This is a genomic window from Pseudomonas sp. Pseu.R1 (assembly GCF_045764065.1).
GTDB lineage: Bacteria > Pseudomonadota > Gammaproteobacteria > Pseudomonadales > Pseudomonadaceae > Aquipseudomonas.
In genome coordinates this window covers 2,813,712-2,828,348 of sequence record NZ_JBJGEE020000001.1, presented here as the reverse complement: position 1 = coordinate 2,828,348, position 14,637 = coordinate 2,813,712, and the positions used below count along the sequence as shown (strand labels likewise).

Sequence of the window (14,637 nt, the reverse complement as noted above, 5' to 3'; positions counted from 1 at the left end):
AGAGCCGATGTCATTCGTGCGCGGTGCTGTGTCGAACGCGTCACTCCTGTTGGAGCGAATTCATTCGCGATGGACCGGACATTCGACACATTTCCATCGGCTGTACCATCGCATCGCGAATGAATTCGCTCCCACAGGGGGATCTGCTGTCTGCTCCTATTGCAACAACGACCCGCGCAGCGAGTGCGGCTGTGCGCTGTCGATGTACACATCAACGAACTGCCCGATCACCTTGGGGTTATCGCAGCGGAAGTTGACGATGCGGTTGTTCTCGGTGCGGCCCTGCAACTCGCCGGGGTCCTTCTTCGAGTAGTCGGTGACAAGAATGCGCTGCACCGTGCCTGCCATGCGACGGCTGATTTCGAAGCCCTGACGGTCGATCAGGTGTTGCAGTTGCTTCAGGCGCTCTTTCTTGACTTCTTCCGGGGTATCGTCGGCCAGATCGGCTGCCGGAGTACCGGGACGCTGGCTGTAGACGAAGGAGTAGGAGAAGTCCATGCCGACGTCCTCCACCAGTTTCATCGTCTGCTGGTGGTCTTTTTCGGTCTCGCCAGGGAAGCCGACGATGAAGTCCGAGCTGATGCAGATATCCGGCACGGCGGCGCGAAGTTTGCGCAGGCGAGATTTGTATTCCAGCACGGTGTGGTTGCGTTTCATCGCCGCCAGAATGCGGTCGGAGCCCGATTGCACCGGCAAATGCAGGTGTTTGACCAGCTCCGGCACCTCGGCGTGGGCCTGAATCAGGCTGTCCGAAAACTCCAACGGGTGCGACGTGGTGTAGCGAATGCGGTCGATGCCGTCGATGGCGGCGACCACGCGAATCAGCTCCGCCAGGTCGGCCACGCGCCCGTCGTGGGTGGTGCCGCGATAGCCGTTGACGTTCTGGCCTAACAGGGTCACTTCACGCACGCCATTTTCGGCGAGGTGGAAAACTTCAGTGATCACGTCGTCGAATGGACGGCTGACTTCCTCGCCACGGGTGAAAGGCACCACGCAGAACGTGCAGTACTTGCTGCACCCTTCCATGACCGACACATAAGCGCTCGGGCCGTCGACGCGAGGCTCGGGCAGGTGGTCGAATTTTTCGATTTCAGGGAATGAAATATCGACTTGCGGCAGGCGGGTCACGCGAGCGGCGTCGATCATTTCCGGCAGGCGGTGCAGGGTCTGAGGGCCGAACACCACGTCGACATAAGGCGCGCGATCACGGATCGCCTCGCCTTCCTGGCTGGCAACGCAGCCGCCCACAGCGATCACCATCTCCGGGTTCGCCAGTTTCAATTCACGCCAGCGACCAAGCTGGGAGTACACGCGATCTTGCGCACGTTCGCGAATCGAGCAGGTATTGAGCAGGATCACGTCGGCATCTTCCGCGCGAGCGGTGACTTCCAGTGCTTGATGTTCGCCCAGCAGATCCACCATGCGCGAGCTGTCGTACTCGTTCATCTGGCAACCGTGGGTTTCGATGTAAAGCTTCTTGGCCATGCGGGTTCGGATTCATCAGGTGATTCGAAGAACCGCGCATTATAGTGACCCGCGCCCCGGCTTCCTAGCGTTGGCTAACGAGCGGCGTGCTATAGTTTGCGCCCTTTTTAACACCGATCATTGCCTGCCTGTCATGACCAAACGCGAAGCTCCAATCTACAAGGTGATTTTTCTCAACCAGGGCCAGGTGTACGAGATGTACGCCAAGCAGATCTACCAAAGCGATCTGTGGGGCTTTCTGGAGGTCGAGGAATTTGTCTTCGGTGAGCGGACAACGGTGGTGGTCGATCCCAGCGAAGAGAAATTGAAGGCGCAGTTCGATGGCGTGGTGCGCAGCTTCGTGCCGATGCATTCGATCGTGCGTATCGACGAAGTCGAGCGGATGGGGACGGCGAAGATCAGTGAGGCGCGTCCGGCCGGAAACGTCATGCCGTTTCCTATGCCGATGCCGGAAAAGTAACCGGCTCGATCAGGGCTTGCTGGTGTCCGGGAAGGGTGCGAAAGGCGTGCGCCCTTCTGCGGTCTGCAATTCCAGCAGATATTTGCGGAAAATTTGCCCCAGCACTTGGCTGGCGACGTCCAGGTCTTCCTTCTTCATTTGCGCGGACACTTCGTCGGCCTGATCCAGTGCATCTTCAGAACCGTTGACCGCTGCCATCTTCAGCACGATATACGCCTGGATGTTATTGGCCTGAACCCCTTCGCCCTTAAAGAACATCAGGCCCAATTGATATTGCGCCTGTGCATGGCCTTGCAATGAGGCCTGTTCGAAGTAAGTGAGTGCCTGAGAGAGATCGCGCGGCGCATTCTTGCCGTCGTAATAGAACTGTCCCAACTCGTATTGTGCTTGTGCATCCCCACTCTGCGCCGCCTGCTGGCAGGCCGCCAACGCGGCTGGCAGGTTGTCTGGCTGGGTATTCAGGGTGCAGCGACCCACCGCTGGGATTAACAACGAGTTGCCACCTGCATTTGCCAGCAGGGGATGAAGAAGCAACAGGCAGCCCAATGCAAGGGTGCGGCCGGTGCGATTCATGGAAGTCGACTTACCTCTAAAAAAGGTGCGGGCATGCCCGTCCAGCTAAAACGTGCTGGCTGCGCATTATGAAATAAGCAGGGCCAACCTTACAAAGTCTTTGCTCAAATTCTGCCGCACGGGCTTGATGGGCCTGACTTCAGGCGCTCAATCCGGTGTGCGGATATAACGATTCAACAAAAATAACGCAGAAACAACTCAAATCAACCGTTAATGCGTCAGGCGTTACGCAGCTCTATTGTGGGAGCCGGCTTGCTGGCGAAGGCGTCGTGTCAGCCAAACTTTTAGTGACTGACACTGCGCTTTCGCCAGCAAGCCGGCTCCCACAAGGTCTGGCGGGGTTACTTCAACTGGGCGAACGCCTTCTCGGCCGCATCGAGGGTGAGTTGCAGTTCGGCATCACCATGGGCGATGGAGGTGAAACCGGCCTCGAATGCACTCGGCGCCAGGTACACGCCGCCGTCCAGCATCAGATGGAAGAAGCACTTGAAGCGCTCTGCGTCGCTGCTCATCACGTCCTGGAAGGTCACGATGCTCTTTGCATCAGTGAAATACAGACCAAACATGCCGCCCGCTTGGGTGGTGGTGAACGGAATGCCCGCTGCATCGGCGCGCTGTTGCAGGCCTTCCAGCAGACGGGTGGTGTAGGCGGTCAGTTCGTCGTGGAAACCCGGACGGCTGATTAGACGCAGCGTCGTCAGGCCTGCGGCCATCGCCAGCGGGTTGCCCGACAGCGTGCCAGCCTGGTAAACCGGGCCAAGCGGGGCGATGTGGGACATGATTTCGCGCTTGCCGCCGAAGCAGCCCACCGGCATGCCGCCACCGATGATCTTGCCGAAGGTGCTCAGATCAGGTCTGACGCCGTAGTAAGCCTGCGCACCGCCGAGGGCAACTCGGAAGCCGGTCATCACTTCGTCGAAAATCAACACAACGCCATGTTTGTCGCATTCTTCGCGCAGGCCTTGCAGGAAACCCGGAGCGGGTGGCACGCAGTTCATGTTGCCTGCCACGGGTTCGACGATGATGCACGCCACTTCCTGGCCCACTTCCGCGAGCATCGCCTTGACCGCATCGATGTCGTTGAACGGCAGGGTCAGCGTATGTTTGGCGAACGCGGCAGGTACGCCCGGCGAGCTTGGCACGCCGAGGGTCAGGGCGCCGGAACCGGCCTTGACCAGCAGGCTGTCGGAGTGGCCGTGGTAGCAACCTTCGAACTTGATGATGCTGTCACGGCCAGTGAAACCACGGGCCAGACGGATCGCGCTCATGGTTGCTTCAGTGCCGGAGCTGACCATGCGCACCATTTCCATCGACGGCACGATGGAGCAGACCAGATCGGCCATCTCGGTTTCCATGGCGGTCGGCGCGCCATAGGACAGGCCGTGTTCCAGTTGTTTGCGCACCGCGTCCAGCACGTCCGGATGGCTGTGGCCGAGAATCATCGGACCCCACGAACCTACGTAATCGACATAACGCTTGTCGTCTTCGTCAGTGACGTAGGCGCCAGCGGCGTGTTTGAAGAACAGCGGTGTGCCACCGACGCTCTTGAACGCGCGAACGGGCGAGTTGACGCCACCGGGGATGTGCTTCTGTGCATTGGCGAAGAGGGTTTCAGAACGGGACATTGATGAGGTCTCTGTTTGAATCGAATGAGGTGAACCGGCCCGATGCAGGATCAGGCGGGTTTGAACAGATCGTTGAACGCGCGGGCGCGACGGGTGACTTCCTGGGCGGTGTCTGCGCCGAACAGGCCGTGCACCACCGCCAGCAGGTCGGCGCCCTGAGCCACCAGGGGCGCGGCGTTTTCCAGCGTGACACCGCCAATGACGGCGATGGGCAGCGAAATGCGCTTGCGCGCTTCGGCCAGCATCTCAAGGCTGCACGCCGGTGCGCCGGGCTTGGTGTTGGAATTGAAGAAGCGGCCGAAAGCCACATAAGTCGCGCCATCGGCCTTGGCTTTTTCGGCCAGTTCGAGCTGGGCGTGGCAGGTCGCACCGACGATCGCCTTGTGACCCAGCAGCGCGCGGGCGTCCGGCAGTGAACCGTCGGTCTGACCCAAATGCACCCCGACGCCCAAACGCGCGGCGACTTCGGCGTCATCGTTGATGATCAGACGGGTCTTGTAGCGTTCGCACAGTTTCAGCAGTTCCGAGGCCTCGCGCAGGCGGCGGGTCTCGTCACCGGATTTGTCACGGTATTGCAGCAGGGTCACGCCGCCATCGAGAGCGGCTTCGACGTAAGACAGGAATTTTCCGGCCAACAGTTGGCTGTCGGTAACGGCGTACAAGCCACGCAGTTTCATCAGGGGTGCCTCTTGTTCGTGGCGTTACGAGCAAAAATCCAGCGGCAGACGACGGGGAACGAACTGGCCTTTGCCCAGTTGTTCGGCGTCGCGCAACGTGCGCCAAGTGTAGTCCAGCGCGGTTTCCACGGCGCTGATCACGTCCTGCCCAAGGGCCAGCCGACCCGCCAAGGCGCTGGCCAGTGTGCAACCTGAGCCGTGGTAGCTGCCCGGCAAACGCTGGCAGGTGAAGGTGCGTGACTGGCCGTTGCGGATGTAGAGGCGGTTGTGGACTTCGTGTTCGTCGCCATGCCCGCCGGTGATCAGCAGGTGTTCGCAGAACGGCAGCAGTTTTTCCGCACATTCGTCTGCGGTGCCTTCCGGCAGTTCGGCCAGAATGCGCGCTTCGGGCAGGTTCGGCGTGGCGATGGTCGCCAGCGGCAGCAGGCGTTCGCGCATGGCGTAACCCACTTCATCCTTGCCCAGACGACCGCCGCCACCTGCACGCAGAACCGGGTCGCAGACCAGTGGCAAGTGCGGATGGGCCTGTAGCAGTTCGACAACGGTGTCGACCATTTCCAGCGAACCGAGCATGCCCAGCTTCACGGCTGCAACGCTCGAATCGTTGAGCACGGCGTTGGCTTGCGCCAATACCCACTCGCGGTCCAGCACCCGGAAGTCAGTGACGTTCACGGTGTCTTGCACCGTCAATGCGGTAACCGCAGGCGCGGCATGGCAACCCTGAGCGAGCAGGGCTTCTATATCTGCCTGCAGACCGGCGCCGCCACTGGGGTCGTGGCCGGAGAGACAGAGGACAACGGGGCGGGAGCTATAGATATTCATGGTGCGCGAGCTTACCACTAAAGTTTTTGCCGGACCGCTGGTCGCTGGGGGAAATTTCGCGGATTAGGATGGGACCGCTCTAGCCCGGTGGTTTCAGGTTGGTACATGCCGATCGTCATGAAAGACTCACGAAAGCTTGGAATGTGACGATTTAGATGGTGTCATCTAGCTATCAAAAGCTATGCTTTCGGTCAGATTCTGTTTCCCCTCCATAAGAGTGAATGCAAGTGCGTTGCCCGTTAACCCAGTTGGCCGGGGCTGCCCGGATTGAAATGTCGTCTCCAATGGACTGGGGGATTCACTACGCCGCCCACAATCAAGCGGGCGGTCTCTCATGCGTATATTTCTGACGTTGCTGTTGGTTCTCTTGCCGACGCTGGCCAGCGCGCTGGATTTCGACGAGCACACGCGCACATTGCCATTGGGGCGGGCAACGATGGTGTTCGAGGACCCGACTGGCGAGGCGACCATTGAAGAGGTGTCGTCAGCCTCGGGGCTGGCGAAGTTTCATGCGCTGGACGCCAGTTCCCTGAATGCCGGCTATTCGCGCTCGGCGTACTGGCTGAAAGTGGATTTGACCTATCGGCCGCTCAATCCGGTGGCCTCCGCCGACTGGTTGTTGGAGCTGGCCTACCCGCCGATGGATCACGTGGATCTGTACCTGGCCAGTGATGGTGTCTCGCCAAGCCTGACCTGGCAGACCGGCGACATGCTGCCGTTCTCCAGCCGTCAGATAAAACAGAACAACTACCTTTTCGATCTGAATCTTCAACCCCATGACACCAAGACGGCCTATATCCGGGTGGCCAGTCATGGCTCGGTGCAGGCGCCTCTTAATCTGTGGTCCAGCCACGCCTACATCGAAGAACAACCCGCGAGGCTATACATTCTCGGCATGATCTACGGCGTGCTGGTGGTCATGCTGGTCTACAACCTGTTCATCTATCTGAGCATCCGAGACACCAGTTACTTCTATTACATCCTCTACATCACCTGTTTCGGCCTGTATCAAGTGTCGGTGAATGGCGCGGGGATCGAGTATTTCTGGCCTGACAACCCCTGGTGGGCCAACACCTCCACGACCTTTCTGATTGCGGCGGCGATCCTCTTCGCCAGCCAGTTCGCCCGCAAGTTCCTGCAAACCTCGCGTCTGGGGTGGTGGCTGGATGCGCCACTGTGGCTGATGATGGCCTGCGCGGCGGTGATCATGGTCCTGTCGCTGTGCATGGACTACGGCATCGCGCTGCGGCTGGTCACCGCGTTGGTGCTGGTGTTCACCCCGGTGATTCTGTTGATTGGTGTGGTGGCGTGGCTCAAGGGGCGTCGTGTGGCGCGCTATTTCATCTTTGCCTGGTCCGCCTTTCTGCTGGGCGGGGTGATCAACGCCACCATGTTGCTCGGCCACCTGCCGAACAATTTCTGGACCATGTACGCCAGCCAGATCGGTTCGGTGGTGGAAGTGGCGCTGCTGTCTCTGGCGCTGGCGGATCGCATCAACACCATGCGCGATCGCGAGGCCCAGATTCTGGCTCAGTCGAGTCGCGACCTTGAAAAGCTCAATCAGCAATTGGCGGTCAGCAATCGCCTGAAAGACGAGTTCCTTGCCACATTGACCCATGAACTGCGCACACCGATGAACGGCGTGATCGGCTCTCTTGAGCTGATGCAAATGGACGGCGATGAGGGCGAAATGGAACTGTATCGCCAGACAGCGGCGGAATCTGCGCAAAACATGATGGGCATCGTCAACGGAATTCTGACCTTGACCGAGCTTCAGGCCGGGCGCATTGCGGTACAGAACGCGACGTTCAGCCTGCGTCATCTGCTGTTCCAGGTCCGTAGCACCTTCGAGCCTCTGGCGCGAGCCAAATCGCTTTCGCTGAACATCGATATGGACGCAAGTCTGCCCGACGGCCTGCACGGCGATGCCTTCAGATTGCGTCAGTGTCTGGACTGCCTGATGGATAACGCCATCAAGTTCACCAAGGCCGGGTCGATCCGTATTAGAGTCAGCGGTCATTGCACCGATGATCGACAGGTGCGGCTGCTGGTTGACGTGATCGACACGGGCATTGGCTTCAACCGGCTGGACGAAGAAACCCTCTACGCCAATTTCTATCAGGTGGACGGCTCCATGACCCGGGAATACGGCGGGCTGGGCATCGGGCTGGCAATCTGTCGGCAGTTGATCGAGTTGCAGGGCGGTCGTCTGAGCCATCAGTCCGAACCGGGTAATGGCAGCCAGTTCCGTTTGAGCGTGGAAATGGAGCGCGCTAAAGAGGGCAAAAGCGCCGTGATTTAGTCGTCTATGGCGCTTTTTTCGGGTTCGGGTGCGTGTTTCACTGGCGCTTATCTGCCGAACGGACCGGAGCCCTCCATGAACCTGCATCAGTTCGCCGAGACCCACGAGGTCACCAACCAGCCGCCATCGCTGGACGGCACCAACCTCTACCGCATCGACCTGCCGTTGCAGGAGTGGGCCCGGCGATTTGGCGCTGGCTGGGCCGAGTCGAGAATCGATGCATACGGCGCGCTCGCCGGTGGTCCGTTGATGGAAGCGGGGTTTCTCGCCAATCAGAACAAGCCCGTGTTCGCCAGCCATGATCGCTACGGGCACCGCATCGATCTGGTGGAATTTCACCCGGCTTACCATCAACTGATGCAAACCGCCGTCGAGCACGGCATCCCATCATTGCCCTGGACCGACGCTCGCGAGGGCGCGCACGTGGCCCGGGCGTCTATGAGCTATCTGCATTCCCAGGCCGAAGCGGGCAGCGGTTGCCCGTTGACCATGACCTTCGCCAGCGTGCCTGCGCTCAGGCTGCAACCCGATCTGGCTGAGGTCTGGCTGCCGAAAATTCTCGCCACGCAATACGACCCCCGCAACGTTGGCATCGCCCACAAAGCGGGGGCGACCATCGGCATGGCCATGACCGAAAAACAGGGCGGTACCGACGTGCGCGCCAACACGACACGCGCTTACCCGGTGGGCCAGCCAGGCCCCGGTCAGGCTTACGAATTGGTCGGCCACAAGTGGTTCTGTTCCGCGCCGATGTGCGATGCCTTCCTGACCCTGGCACAGACTGACAAAGGCCTGACCTGTTTCCTGCTGCCGCGCCATCGCCCGGACGACACCCGCAACGAGTTCTACATACAGCGCTTGAAGAACAAACTGGGCAATTGGTCGAACGCCTCCAGTGAAGTCGAGTTTCGCGGCGCGTTGGCCTGGATGGTGAGTGAGGAGGGGCGCGGCGTTCCGACCATTATCGAAATGGTGGCCATGACCCGCTTCGATTGCATGACCGGCTCCAGCGCATTAATGCGTCAGGCGCTGACCCAGGCGGCGCATCATTGCGCACATCGCAGTGTCAGCGGACGTGTATTGAGCGAGCAGCCGTTGATGCAAAACGTGCTGGCGGATCTGGCGCTGGAAAGCGAGGCGGCGCTGGCATTGAGTCTGCGCATGGGGCGTTCGCTGGAGCGTCTGGGCGATGCCCACGAAGCGCGTTTCGCCCGGCTGGTGACGGCGGTGGGTAAATACTGGATCTGCAAACGCGCCCCCGCGATGATCAACGAGGCGGCCGAGTGCATGGGTGGCGCGGGGTATGTCGAAGATACGATTTTGCCGCGCTTGTACCGGGAAGCGCCGGTCAACTCGATATGGGAAGGCTCGGGCAATGTGCAGTGTCTGGACGTGCTGCGGGCGTTGTCCAAGGAGCCGGGCGTGCTGGATGCGCTGTTCGACGAGTTGGGCGATGGCCATGGCGACAAGCGGCTGGCCCGACACATCGAACGGCTGAAAGTGGCGTTTACAGACACGGCGGACATTCAGTACCGCGCCCGCCAGTTGACCGAAGACATCGCCGTTGCACTACAGGCCAAGTTGCTGCTGGAGGCGGGGAATTCGGTGGTCAGTGACGGATTCATCGCCGGGCGCATCGAACAGCCGGGGCGGGTATATGGTGCGCTGCCGCGTGGGGTGGACGTCGAGGCGTTGGTGGCCAGATCTTCACCACATTTGTCTGATTAACGCACGCACCTACAAGGATATGCGGTGCTGGTCGCATCAGTTCGTGCCTTCGCCCGCTGTTGCAGGCAAGATGGAGCCTTGCAAGATCAGAAGGATGCGCATCGTGACTGAAGCTTTTATCGTCGTAAAAACCGCCGAACAAGCCGTGGACCGGCTTGCCGAATTGCACGGTCGTGCGACCACCGCCTTGAGTCAGGCGCTCAAGCGTTATCTGAAAGACCGCATCGAACCCGACGCCGCCGAGCGCCTGCTGTTCCGCTACCCCGAATTACGTCTGACCTATCACTGCCAGGGTGAAGTGCCGCTGACCACTCGCGCCTACGCCAAGGTTCAACTGCCGGGCACTTACAGCGTCACCGTCACCCATCCGGCAGCCTTTCGCAAATACCTGATCGAACAGCTCACACCGCTGATGAACGACTTCACCGTCACGGTCGAAGTGGGCGTCAGCGAGCAGAACATTCCATATCCGTACGTGGTTGAACAGGGCGACGAACTGGCAGGCACTGGCGTGACGGCCGCGACACTGGCCCGAGTCTTCCCGAGCACCGATCTGTCCGCTGCAACCGATGGCATTGCCGACGGCCTGTACGATTGGGCCAACACCGACCCGCTGCCGTTGGCACTGTTCGATGCCGCACGTGTGGATTTCTCGCTGCGTCGCCTGGTGCATTACACCGGCAGCGACTGGCGCCATGTGCAGCCGTGGATTTTGCTGACCAACTACCACCGCTACGTCGACCAGTTCATCGTCCATGGTCTGGAAAAACTGCGTGACGACCCCCGCTTCGTGAAGATGGTGTTGCCGGGCAACGTCGTCGTCGACAAGAGCATGGACCACGGCGAAGCACAGGCCATCGTGTCCAGCGTGGTCTGGCACCGCTATCAGATGCCGGCCTACCATTTGATCGCTGAAGATGGCCATGGCGTGACGTTGGTCAACATTGGCGTCGGCCCGTCCAACGCCAAGAACATCACCGACCACCTGGCGGTGCTGCGTCCGCATTGCTGGCTGATGATTGGTCACTGCGGCGGCCTGCGTCAGTCGCAGACCATTGGCGACTATGTGCTCGCCCACGCCTACATGCGCCGTGACGGAATTCTTGACCGCGTGCTGCCGCCGAACATCCCGATTCCCGCGCTGGCCGAAGTGCAACTGGCTTTGCAGGAGTCGGCTGCGCAAGTCACGGGCGAGCGTGGCGATGACCTGAAAAAACGTCTGCGCACCGGCACCGTGTTGACCTATGACGACCGTAACTGGGAACTGCGCTGGGCGCAGGAGCGGCCATTGATCAACTTGTCCCGTGCCGTGGCCGTGGACATGGAAAGCGGTACCATCGCCGCGCAGGGCTATCGTCTGCGGGTGCCGTACGGGACGCTGCTCTGCGTGTCGGACAAGCCGTTGCACAGCGAAATCAAACTGCCGGGGTCGGCCAACGCGTTCTACGAACGTGCGGTGACCCAGCATTTGAAGATCGGCATCGCTGCCCTTGACCTGATGCGCACCCAGCTCAACTCGCTGCACTCGCGCAAACTGCGCAGCTTCGATGAGCCGCCGTTCCGTTGATTCGTTAGGCATTTTGCGCAAGGGCCACTAAAGTGGCCCTTTCTGTTTATGCGTTTTGAGTCGTCATGCCCCGTCATCAACCTCCCGTTTCCCGCCGACCTGCGTCGAAGACTTCCGGCGCGCCTCGCCGTGTGGCCAAGGCCCTGCCCGCCGAGCCTCGGCTGATTCTGTTCAACAAACCATTCGATGTGCTGACTCAGTTCAGCGATGGAGAAGGGCGCGCGACGCTCAAGGACTTCATCGAGATCCCCGGGATTTATCCCGCAGGTCGGCTGGACCGGGACAGCGAAGGCCTGTTGCTGCTCACCAACGACGGGCAGTTGCAAGCGCGCATTGCCGATCCCAAACACAAGTTGGCCAAGACATATTGGGTGCAGGTCGAGGGCGAGCCTTCCGAGGAGCAATTGCAAACGCTGCGCGATGGCGTTGAGTTGAATGATGGCCCGACATTGCCTGCGCAGGCTCGCCAACTGGATGAGCCGGAGTTGTGGCCACGCAATCCTCCGGTGCGTTTTCGTAAAAGCGTGCCGACGAGTTGGCTGGAGTTGATCATCAAGGAAGGCCGCAACCGCCAGGTGCGCCGGATGACCGCAGCGGTCGGTTTGCCGACGTTGCGGCTGGTGCGAGTGCGGATTGGCGACTGGAGTATCGAGGGGCTGGATCAGGGGCAGTGGCGGGAAGTGCCTGCGAGGCTTTAATTTGTGAGAGCCGGCTTGCTGGCGAAAGCGCCAGACCCTGAACATCAATGTTGCCTGACACACCGCTTTCGCCAGCAAGCCGGCTCCCACAGAAAAGCCGTGTTGAGCTGACCTATTTGTGCTGCTCAAGATAGGCGATGACCACGCTCTTGATCACAAACGCCAACACACCCAAGCCCAACACCCCGAACAGAATGATCGTGCCGAAGCGCCCGGCCTTGGATTTCTTTGCCAGGTCCCAGACGATGAACCCCATGAAACCGATCAGCACGGTCACCAGAATGGTCATCATCCATTCTTCGAACAGTTCGGGTTCCATGATCATCTCCAGTCAGGCGGGGTTGCGAGTATAGAACGCGCCCGGTCAATCAACTGCGCAGATGAACCAGTGGCAATTCGGTACTGGCCAGTACCTGGTTGAGCACGAAGCTTGAGCGCACGCTGGTGACGCCGTCGATGCGGGTCAGGTGGCCGAGCAGGAATTTCTGGTAGTGCTCCATGTCCGGCACCACGACCTTCAACTGGTAATCGGCGTCGACGCCCGTGACCAGACTGCACTCAAGCACTTGAGGCAGATTGCGGATCTGCTGTTCGAAGTTCTCGAAACGGTCCGGGGTATGGCGATCCATACCGATCAGCACGTAAGCGGTCAGGCTCAGGCCCAGCAGCTTGCGGTCCAGCAGGGCCACCTGACGCACGATGTAGCCATCGTCTTCCAGTTGCTTGACCCGTCGCGAGCAGGGGGACGGCGACAGCCCGATGCGCTCGGCCAGTTCCTGGTTGGAAATGCGAGCATCGCGTTGCAGTTCGGCCAAAATACTCAGGTCATATCTGTCGAGCTTGCTCACGACTGGCTCCTTTATTCGATCAATTGCGCCGAATTATTCATCCGAAGGGAAAAATTGCGCAAGTGGTGTTTTCGCCAGCAACATTCGCAATCCTCTGCCTGCGTCCCAAGCCTATTCTTTTTAACAGAATCACTGCCCGGACATAGCGTCCAGCGCGGCCCGCCCAATCAGGCCAGCCGCGGCCTCCAACCCGACAGGGTTGACCAGGCCACCGGGCTACGCACTGTCCAGAAGACGATGTGAGGTGAGCCGACGTCAAAAGCGTCGAGCCAGGACGAAGTATCCAAGAGAGGGCTGACGAGCCCTCTTTTTTTATGCCTGCGATTTAGGCCTGCGCAGGACTGTTTCCTGTAGCGGCACGGTCGGGCGGCGTTCCGCTTGCCAGCGGTGGCGTCCCCGAGATCGCCACCGCTGGCAAGCCGTGCTGCTACAGAGTGCGGATCAGGCCCCTCACTGATAGAGTGCGGCGAACGGCGCACCCAATATGCAGTCCTATCATCAGGTATCCGCGCCGCAGTGAGGAAAGCATGAACACGCGCATCTGGCGTTTGGCAGGTGTCAGTCTTTTGGCCTTGAGTATCAGTGCTCAGGTGTTGGCCGACGATAACAATCAACAGCAACAGCAGCAGCGTAACGAGCAGCGCCAGCAACAGCAGCGGGGCTTTGAGCAGCAGCGTCAGCAACAACAGAATCAGCAACGCACCTTCAATGAAGACCGCCAGCGCGAGCAACGCAGCTTCAATGAGGATCGCCAACGCGAACAACAGCAGCAACAGCAGCAACAACGTCAGCAACAACAACAGCAGTACCAGCAACAGCGCCAGCAGGAGCAGATCAACCAGCAGCGCCAGATTCAGCAACAACAGCAGCAGCGTTTCGATCAGCAACGTCAGCAGCAGGACTTCGAACGCAATCAGCAGCGTCAGGAGCAGCTCCAGCAGCAACAACGCCAGCAGCAACAACAACTGCAACAGCGTCAGTTGCAGGACCGTCAGAGCAACCTGCCGATTCAGAGTCGCCCGGACACCGCCGTTCAAACACAACCACCGCGTCAGGGCTTCTACCGTGATCAGCCTCGCGATAATCCATGGCGCGGCGGCGACAATCGCCCGCCTGTGGCGGGTCGTCCGGGTGGTCATGGCGATGGCTGGGGTTCAGGGCCACGCTATCGCCCTGGCTATGAGATTGACCGGATGCCGGGCGGCTATTCGCGTGTGCCGTATCACGGCAGCGACTATTTCTATTCAGGTGGTTACTGGTATCGCCCACAGGGGCCGCGTTACGTCGTCGTTGCGCCGCCGCGCGGAGTACGGGTGCGTTATCTGCCGGACTACGCGCAACAGGTCTGGCTGGGCAGCGCGCTGTTCTTCCTGGCGGCGGGCACGTATTACACCTATGAGCAAAGCACGCAGGAATACGTCGTAGCCGAACCACCGCAAGGCGTGGAGCCGGTGTACAGCCCTGAGCAGCCCGTTCAGCAGGCCAGCCCCTATGAAGTGACGGCGTACCCGGCCAATGGTCAGTCCGAGCAACAGATCGCCCAGGACCGCTACGACTGCTACCAGTATGCGGTGCAGCAGAGCAATTTCGATCCATCGGCGGCGACCTACCAGCCTGCTCCGGAGGTCATTGGACTGTTCCGGCAGGCGATGGCGGGATGCTATGCGAGTCGGGGGTATAGCGTTCAGCAGTGAAGGTGAAAGATTGTGGGAGCCGGCTTGCTGGCGAAAGCGGTCTGTCAGTCGACTCATCAGTCACTGACCCACTGTATTCGCCAGCAAGCCGGCTCCCACAGATTTAGCGTCGAACATCAGATCTGGATTCGGCGTGATCCTTGTGGGAGCCGCCTTGG

At 60.1% G+C, this 14,637-nt stretch carries 13 protein-coding genes; 6 read left to right on the top strand and 7 right to left on the bottom strand.

What is annotated here, in order from left to right:
• Positions 1 to 156: 156 nt before the first annotated feature.
• Entirely contained in the window at positions 157 to 1,485 is a 1,329-nt protein-coding gene (gene miaB, locus ACI5GA_RS13060; RefSeq protein ID WP_421422959.1) for a tRNA (N6-isopentenyl adenosine(37)-C2)-methylthiotransferase MiaB, read from the bottom strand.
• Positions 1,486 to 1,618: 133 nt separating this feature from the next.
• On the opposite strand from miaB, the gene ACI5GA_RS13055 reads away from it, so the two are divergent.
• Positions 1,619 to 1,945, top strand: a complete 327-nt coding sequence (locus ACI5GA_RS13055) for a DUF1820 family protein (protein WP_404634193.1) — start codon at positions 1,619 to 1,621, stop codon at positions 1,943 to 1,945.
• A 9-nt stretch (positions 1,946 to 1,954) separates the two neighbouring features.
• Here the strand turns inward: ACI5GA_RS13055 and ACI5GA_RS13050 are convergent, their stop codons facing one another.
• The 4 genes from ACI5GA_RS13050 to ACI5GA_RS13035 all read right to left on the bottom strand — a co-directional run bounded on the left by ACI5GA_RS13050 (position 1,955) and on the right by ACI5GA_RS13035 (position 5,642).
• Positions 1,955 to 2,518: a tetratricopeptide repeat protein gene (locus tag ACI5GA_RS13050; protein WP_404634191.1), complete on the bottom strand. Its 564-nt coding sequence runs from the start codon at positions 2,516 to 2,518 to the stop codon at positions 1,955 to 1,957.
• 341 nt (positions 2,519 to 2,859) lie between these two features.
• Positions 2,860 to 4,143, bottom strand: coding sequence for a glutamate-1-semialdehyde 2,1-aminomutase (gene hemL / locus ACI5GA_RS13045; RefSeq protein ID WP_421422958.1), 1,284 nt, complete (start codon positions 4,141 to 4,143; stop codon positions 2,860 to 2,862).
• A 50-nt stretch (positions 4,144 to 4,193) separates the two neighbouring features.
• Complete coding sequence (gene thiE / locus ACI5GA_RS13040; protein WP_404634187.1) at positions 4,194 to 4,820, bottom strand: thiamine phosphate synthase; 627 nt, start codon at positions 4,818 to 4,820, stop codon at positions 4,194 to 4,196.
• A 24-nt stretch (positions 4,821 to 4,844) separates the two neighbouring features.
• Positions 4,845 to 5,642, bottom strand: a complete 798-nt coding sequence (locus ACI5GA_RS13035; RefSeq protein ID WP_404634185.1) for a hydroxymethylpyrimidine/phosphomethylpyrimidine kinase — start codon at positions 5,640 to 5,642, stop codon at positions 4,845 to 4,847.
• A 334-nt stretch (positions 5,643 to 5,976) separates the two neighbouring features.
• Between ACI5GA_RS13035 and ACI5GA_RS13030 the strand changes: the two genes are divergently transcribed.
• The 4 genes from ACI5GA_RS13030 to ACI5GA_RS13015 all read left to right on the top strand — a co-directional run bounded on the left by ACI5GA_RS13030 (position 5,977) and on the right by ACI5GA_RS13015 (position 11,937).
• Complete coding sequence (locus tag ACI5GA_RS13030; RefSeq protein WP_404634183.1) at positions 5,977 to 7,944, top strand: sensor histidine kinase; 1,968 nt, start codon at positions 5,977 to 5,979, stop codon at positions 7,942 to 7,944.
• A 75-nt stretch (positions 7,945 to 8,019) separates the two neighbouring features.
• On the top strand, positions 8,020 to 9,672 hold the full coding sequence (locus ACI5GA_RS13025; RefSeq protein WP_421422957.1) for an acyl-CoA dehydrogenase family protein: 1,653 nt from the start codon (positions 8,020 to 8,022) through the stop codon (positions 9,670 to 9,672).
• Positions 9,673 to 9,742: 70 nt separating this feature from the next.
• Complete coding sequence (gene amn, locus ACI5GA_RS13020; RefSeq protein ID WP_404634365.1) at positions 9,743 to 11,239, top strand: AMP nucleosidase; 1,497 nt, start codon at positions 9,743 to 9,745, stop codon at positions 11,237 to 11,239.
• Between the two features lie 131 nt (positions 11,240 to 11,370).
• On the top strand, positions 11,371 to 11,937 hold the full coding sequence (locus tag ACI5GA_RS13015) for a pseudouridine synthase (protein ID WP_421425475.1): 567 nt from the start codon (positions 11,371 to 11,373) through the stop codon (positions 11,935 to 11,937).
• A 112-nt stretch (positions 11,938 to 12,049) separates the two neighbouring features.
• On the opposite strand, the gene ACI5GA_RS13010 is transcribed toward ACI5GA_RS13015, so the two are convergent.
• Positions 12,050 to 12,256, bottom strand: a complete 207-nt coding sequence (locus ACI5GA_RS13010; RefSeq protein ID WP_404634177.1) for a DUF2788 domain-containing protein — start codon at positions 12,254 to 12,256, stop codon at positions 12,050 to 12,052.
• Between the two features lie 49 nt (positions 12,257 to 12,305).
• Positions 12,306 to 12,785 (bottom strand): Lrp/AsnC family transcriptional regulator, encoded by a 480-nt coding sequence (locus tag ACI5GA_RS13005; RefSeq protein WP_404634175.1) that lies wholly within the window; start codon positions 12,783 to 12,785, stop codon positions 12,306 to 12,308.
• A gap of 527 nt (positions 12,786 to 13,312) precedes the next feature.
• Between ACI5GA_RS13005 and ACI5GA_RS13000 the strand changes: the two genes are divergently transcribed.
• The gene (locus ACI5GA_RS13000) at positions 13,313 to 14,479 is read left to right on the top strand and encodes a DUF6515 family protein (protein WP_404634173.1); all 1,167 of its coding nucleotides are present in this window, start codon (positions 13,313 to 13,315) and stop codon (positions 14,477 to 14,479) included.
• Positions 14,480 to 14,637 lie beyond the last annotated feature (158 nt).

Coding starts and splice junctions, on each gene's coding strand:
- miaB (WP_421422959.1), bottom strand. CDS start 1,485: ATGGCCAAGAAGCTTTACATCGAAACCCACGGTTGCCAGATGAACGAG.
- ACI5GA_RS13055 (WP_404634193.1), top strand. CDS start 1,619: ATGACCAAACGCGAAGCTCCAATCTACAAGGTGATTTTTCTCAACCAG.
- ACI5GA_RS13050 (WP_404634191.1), bottom strand. CDS start 2,518: ATGAATCGCACCGGCCGCACCCTTGCATTGGGCTGCCTGTTGCTTCTT.
- hemL (WP_421422958.1), bottom strand. CDS start 4,143: ATGTCCCGTTCTGAAACCCTCTTCGCCAATGCACAGAAGCACATCCCC.
- thiE (WP_404634187.1), bottom strand. CDS start 4,820: ATGAAACTGCGTGGCTTGTACGCCGTTACCGACAGCCAACTGTTGGCC.
- ACI5GA_RS13035 (WP_404634185.1), bottom strand. CDS start 5,642: ATGAATATCTATAGCTCCCGCCCCGTTGTCCTCTGTCTCTCCGGCCAC.
- ACI5GA_RS13030 (WP_404634183.1), top strand. CDS start 5,977: ATGCGTATATTTCTGACGTTGCTGTTGGTTCTCTTGCCGACGCTGGCC.
- ACI5GA_RS13025 (WP_421422957.1), top strand. CDS start 8,020: ATGAACCTGCATCAGTTCGCCGAGACCCACGAGGTCACCAACCAGCCG.
- amn (WP_404634365.1), top strand. CDS start 9,743: ATGGAGCCTTGCAAGATCAGAAGGATGCGCATCGTGACTGAAGCTTTT.
- ACI5GA_RS13010 (WP_404634177.1), bottom strand. CDS start 12,256: ATGGAACCCGAACTGTTCGAAGAATGGATGATGACCATTCTGGTGACC.
- ACI5GA_RS13000 (WP_404634173.1), top strand. CDS start 13,313: ATGAACACGCGCATCTGGCGTTTGGCAGGTGTCAGTCTTTTGGCCTTG.